This is a genomic window from Leisingera sp. F5 (assembly GCF_001593695.1).
This window is the reverse complement of record NZ_LUKH01001094.1, coordinates 1-1,284: the sequence shown is the minus strand read 5'-3', so window position 1 is coordinate 1,284 and position 1,284 is coordinate 1. Positions and strand designations below refer to the sequence as shown.

Here is a 1,284-nt window from a genome sequence, read left to right as displayed (position 1 = left end):
ATTCAGGCCTATGCCTTTCGTTCCTTGGGCTTCGGCGAACGGCTGCTGCCCAAGGGCGAATACACCCTGTGCGAGCACTTCACCCTGATCGGCTCCGGCATGATCTGGAACGTCTATTTCGGCATTGTCGCGCTGCTGACCGGTTTCTTCCTGGCGGTCGCCCTGGCGGTTGGCAAATCCAGCCCCAACCCGATGTGGCGCAAGCCGGCAGAGTGGTTCATCTTCATCTTCCGCGGCAGCCCGCTGTTCATCCAGTTCTTCTTTGCATACGCCTGCTTCCTTAGCCTGAAAAGCGTCTCTAAGGGCATTGACCCGTCGGCCCCGCTCACACCGGGCGAAGCAATGCTCGTTCAGATTTCCAGCTTTTTCGATCCGTTCACCTCGGCCTGGCTGGGCGCGCTGATCGTGCTGTTCTGCAACACCGCCGCCTATTCGGGCGAGATCTTCTATGGTGCGCTGCTGTCGATACCCAAGGGCGATATCGAAGCCGCGGATGCCTATGGCATGACCGGCTGGACCCGGTTCCGCCGCATCACCTTCCCGACCATGATGCGGCTGGCCTGGCCTGCCTATACCAATGAGGCGATCTTCCTGTTCCATGCCACCACGCTGGTGTTCTTCTCAGGCTTCCCGGCCTGGCGGCAGAAGGGCGACGCGCTTTATTACGCCAGCTATTTTGCGGACAAGACCTTCAACCCCTTTGTCCCCTACCCGATCCTGGCCTTCTACTTCATCCTGCTGACGCTGGTGATCATTTCGATCTTCGGCTTTGTGAACCGACGGTTGAACAAGCACCTGCCGCAAGAGCGGCGCAGCAAACCCAAGCTGAAGCTCAACCTGATCCGCTGAATTCAGAATGGCTCCCTCGGGAGCCATTTTTTTTGAAATGCCGGATCGTGCCGGGCGCGTTCTGTGCCTCAATCCGCAGGGTGCTTTCCCGGAAACTAAAGCCGCCGGAGTGTCACCCCAAACTTTTGATCAAATTATCTTGGCGAATGGAATTCTCTGCGCTAGGGTTGGCGCAACGCACTCATGGAGCCTCCTATGGACTTGTCCGGACTAAAGACCATCCGCATTGCCGCCTGTGATATGAACGGCCAGATGCGCGGCAAGCGCCTGCCTGCGGGTATGGCGGCCAAGCTGGACAGCGGCGCGGCGCGGATGCCGATCTCCACCCTCAATGTCGATCTCTGGGGCCGCGATGTGGAAGACAATCCGCTGGTGTTTGAAACCGGCGACGCCGACGGGGTGATGCTGCCGACCGAACGCGGTGCGGTGCCGATG

General features: G+C 59.3%; 1 protein-coding gene and 1 pseudogene. Both read left to right on the top strand.

Features of this window, described 5'->3' with window-relative positions:
* On the top strand, positions 1-849 hold the full coding sequence (locus A2I95_RS39180; RefSeq protein ID WP_291737758.1) for an ABC transporter permease: 849 nt from the start codon (positions 1-3) through the stop codon (positions 847-849).
* Between the two features lie 195 nt (positions 850-1,044).
* A pseudogene (locus A2I95_RS39175) lies at positions 1,045-1,284 on the top strand (glutamine synthetase); the annotation flags it as partial.